This is a genomic window from Pseudomonas antarctica (assembly GCF_900624995.1).
In the GTDB taxonomy this organism is placed as follows: domain Bacteria; phylum Pseudomonadota; class Gammaproteobacteria; order Pseudomonadales; family Pseudomonadaceae; genus Aquipseudomonas; species Aquipseudomonas antarctica.
Genome location: NZ_UYXQ01000214.1, coordinates 1 through 3,761, shown reverse-complemented (window position 1 = coordinate 3,761; position 3,761 = coordinate 1). Strand labels below are relative to the sequence as shown.

Annotated in this window: 4 protein-coding genes and 1 pseudogene; 1 reads left to right on the top strand and 4 read right to left on the bottom strand. The window is 53.2% G+C overall.

Translation table 11 applies throughout. The features are described from left to right. Positions 1–291: 291 nt before the first annotated feature. Both E0F99_RS29250 and E0F99_RS29245 read right to left on the bottom strand, forming a co-directional pair. Positions 292–864: a recombinase family protein gene (locus E0F99_RS29250; RefSeq protein WP_083359306.1), complete on the bottom strand. Its 573-nt coding sequence runs from the start codon at positions 862–864 to the stop codon at positions 292–294. A gap of 372 nt (positions 865–1,236) precedes the next feature. Continuing rightward, on the bottom strand, positions 1,237–2,172 hold the full coding sequence (locus E0F99_RS29245; protein ID WP_269457874.1) for a reverse transcriptase domain-containing protein: 936 nt from the start codon (positions 2,170–2,172) through the stop codon (positions 1,237–1,239). On the opposite strand from E0F99_RS29245, the gene E0F99_RS29240 reads away from it, so the two are divergent. Further along, positions 2,171–2,689 carry a hypothetical protein gene (locus E0F99_RS29240; protein ID WP_232000099.1) on the top strand — a complete coding sequence of 173 codons (519 nt, stop codon included), beginning with the start codon at positions 2,171–2,173 and terminating at the stop codon, positions 2,687–2,689. The two genes, E0F99_RS29245 and E0F99_RS29240, sit on opposite strands and share 2 nt — an antisense overlap. A gap of 12 nt (positions 2,690–2,701) precedes the next feature. On the opposite strand, the gene E0F99_RS29235 is transcribed toward E0F99_RS29240, so the two are convergent. Both E0F99_RS29235 and E0F99_RS29230 read right to left on the bottom strand, forming a co-directional pair. Continuing rightward, positions 2,702–3,319: a hypothetical protein gene (locus E0F99_RS29235; RefSeq protein WP_083359308.1), complete on the bottom strand. Its 618-nt coding sequence runs from the start codon at positions 3,317–3,319 to the stop codon at positions 2,702–2,704. 55 nt (positions 3,320–3,374) lie between these two features. Then, positions 3,375–3,557: pseudogene (locus E0F99_RS29230) on the bottom strand (transposase domain-containing protein); the annotation flags it as partial. Positions 3,558–3,761 lie beyond the last annotated feature (204 nt).

The following is a 3,761-nucleotide window of genomic DNA, read 5'->3' as shown; positions in this document are numbered from 1 at the left end:
GTGTAGGTGTAACGGGTAAAGTTACAGAAAGCATTAGCGCGTTTGTTGGTACTGACTACAACCAAACAATGGGCAGTGGTGATGGGCACAGCATCAGCGGTCGAGTTGGGCTTGAGGTGACTTGGTAGTGGCTCAGGACGAAAACTTTCTTACAGAAAGTCCAATATTTGGAGAATAGGCTAGAAACTGAAGGTAGGGTAGGTTTGCCTCAACGCGTTTAGGCTCGCGTTGGGGCTTTTTTTATTCAAGTGTGGTTGGCCCATTGGGAGCGAAGCTACAATTTGACGACATTTAGCTTTGCTGAGGTTCTTGATCGGTCCCACGCAAAGCGTTGTAGAGTGCCGTTTTCCCGATTTTGAGCCGTGTTGCCACCTCACGGACATTTAGCCCCTGTGCCAACAGCGTCCTCGCTTTTTGCAACTTATCGCTGGTGACGACGGGCTTTCTCCCACCTTTGCGGCCACGTGCGGCAGCGGCGGACAATCCCGCCCTGGTCCGCTCCTGGATGAGATCACGCTCGAACTGTCCGAGAGCGCCGAAGACGTGAAAGATGAGGCGCCCACCTGAGGTTGTTGTGTCGATGGCTTCGGTCAGGGAGCGAAATCCAATGCCGCGCGCATCAAGCCCGGCAACGACCTCGATCAGATGCGCAAGGGAACGACCTAAACGGTCAAGCCGCCAGACCACCAGCACGTCATTTTCGCGCAGGAACTTCATCGCCGACGACAGACCGGGTCGCTCTGATATGGTGCCGGATATCGTATCCGTGAATATCCGCTCGCACCCGGCCTTGCCGAGAGCATCCGTCTGCAGGGCTGTGTCCTGTTCCTCGGTGGATACCCGCGCATAGCCGATCAATGCCATTGACTGCCTGCCTCGTGTCCGACAACTCGTCCGGAAATTATATTGTCCGAATAGCCGCCAGGCAAGCAGATTGACGGACACATATTAGCAAGACCGTCAGACGATCGTTTGACGGACAGGCGAATCAGGCTGCTGACGACCTTTTTAGGGACAGTGGAAAGTCTAAATGTCGTCAAATTGTAGCTTCGCTCCCAATTGGCCAAGTAAATAGGACTTTTCCCAAAGTCACTCACGCCCAAAAGAATTTGGTTGGTCAGCAGCACATTATCTACGCGCGATTTGATCGCAATCGCCGGAATGCACACGTTGGTAGGGCTTAAGTGCACTTTCTGCTCCGTTGCTCTCCGAACCCCGATCTCGGCTGGCTCAGAATCACCAGCACAGGTGGCTCACTATCACTGGAATGGGTGGCTCACAACCTCCGGAATGAGTGGTCACTATCACTGGAATACACAATAGACGGCAGACCGCCGAACGAAAACCACCCAGACGTATCAGGTTTCCCGGCACCGCGTGGTAATTGAAGTAACCGCTCACCACCCGAGTGAGCCATTGCCCTTGAACCCGGACGGGTTCATGACGTCGACGTTTCAGCTCATCCCGAATGGCCAGCAGCGTCGCACGCATTCGCTTCTTGACCGTCAGCCGCAGTATTTGAAAGCCACCGTTTCTGTTGGTACTACAACAGTGTGTGAAACCCAGGAAGTCAAAGGCCTGCGGTTTACCTAAACCTCGCTTCCTACGATTTCTCGCAGCAAAACGACCGAACTCAATCAGTCGTGTTTTCGAGGCGTTGAGCGATAAACCGAACTTGGCCAACCGTTCCTGCAACTGCACCAGAAACTGCTGAGCCTGCACTTTCGTCCTGAAACCCACCACGCTGTCGTCCGCGTAACGCACAATAATTACATCGCCACGGGCATGCCGCTGGCGCCACTGCCTTGCCCACAGATCCAACACGTAGTGAAGATAGATATTCGCCAGCAATGGCGATATCACTGCGCCTTGGGGCGTCCCCTTGGTCGCAGCCACCCTACGGCCATCTTCCATAACACCCGCCTGAAGCCATTTGCAGATAAGCCCGAGCACGCGCCGGTCTGCAATCCGGTGTCCCAGAAACATCAGCATCCATTCATGGTCGATCTCATCAAAGAACGACGTGATATCCGCATCCAATATCCAGTTCATATTCCATAAGTTGGACCCGTGGGTTGAATCGCTTAACAAGGGCAGGTTGACAGATAAGGAGTAATTTGAAATTGCGTAACATATAGGCTTGACTACCTTCTGAGATGGGGAGGTAGCCATGTCCTATATTAATCCGCTTCACCAAGGCCGACTGATTCTTATCTCGCATCTGCGTGACGCCTTCGCCAGTCTATATGTCCATGAAGCCCCAACAGGTTCGGCCACCTTGGGGCTCGAAGGGGATGGCTCCAGAATCGTTTTCCAGCTCGATGAAGTCGGCGGCGGGCATGATCGGGGTTTGTTCAACTTCCCGTTTCTCTTTCATTCGAATGGCGATCCCTGGCACGAAGCGAACGATTATTTGCTCAGCCTCATGCGTGACAAGGCTCCGCTAAATCGGCGCACTGATGACGTTCGGCGTCGTGCAAGCAAACTACTTGATTACCTCCTGTTTTGTGAGGATAAAAATCTAGATTGGAAAGACTTTTCCGGTGCTCGACCTCCGCATCGCCCTACCTATAAATACTTCTATCACCTGATTAACGAAGGCCATCGTAGTAATCAGGTGATCAGTAAGCGGATGGCGAACACATCTTTACTTCGCCCTCACATCGATCCGCTTCCAACTGCTATATAAAGCACCGTCTCGCTAAGAGGTGTGAGTAGGTCGTGGGAGCGATGCGATCATTTGATCAAAGGCCACCACCGCATATCTTCCATCAAGGCTTTTCAAGGTTGGCATTTCTGAAGGAAACCCGAATCGCACTCTGCCGGGAAGCACTTCATCCATAGCTGAGTACCAGGTCAGCAGAGCTTGTTGGAGGCGCACGTGTAGCTCGAGTCCACTCCGTCGGCGGGTGGTGTCTGCTTTGGTCCGTTCTCGCGCGAGCAGAGGATCTATGCGGCCAACGATGTAACAGTCAGCAAAGCCAATACGTCCTTGTGCGATTGTTTCTCTTGTGGCGTCCAACTCTATTCGCCAGTCGTGTTCGCTCGTCTCGCCGATCTGCCAAAGGCTCCAAATGTAGTGGAGCTTGAGAGGGTCACTGTCACACAAAGCCCACGAAGAAATGTCTTCCATGGCCAACGCTTTTTGCCAGCGATCCACGTTTCGCTCTGCCCAAAAAGTTGCAGCTCCGACTGGATCTTTTATCCGATCCGGCTCGTTTTCAAAACGGCCGTTTTCAGGAATGATATGTTGCCCTCCATGCTTAGCGCACCAAGTCGTTTTCCCGCTGGCGCTGATACCTTCAACAACCAAAATCATCGTTATGACTACTCCGTTAATTGCGCCATCCTTGCAAGTCCCAAAGCATCAGGGCTTACGTGGTTTCTGCCGCCACCCACTGATGCGGCAGCAGTTGCTCAATCTCGCTCGCCCGCTGCGTCGGCAGGCGTGTAAGAACGTCCTTCAAATAAGCATGCGGATCATGCCCGTTGAGCCGCGCAGATTGGATCAAACTCATGATCGCCGCCGCCCGTTTTCCGCTGCGTAGCGACCCTGCAAGTCGAGTCAGCCGAAGAGAGTTTCACCCCTCGGCTGCTCACAGAACCGTACGTGACAGTCTCCCGTCATACGGCTCTTGATCACACATTCGATGCACGTAGTAAATACCAATGCGCGAATAGCTCCGGACTCTCTCTTCGAACAAGACGCAGCCGATGCTCCGCTTGACGTATAGAGATTCGGACCTGACACTCCCCCCATT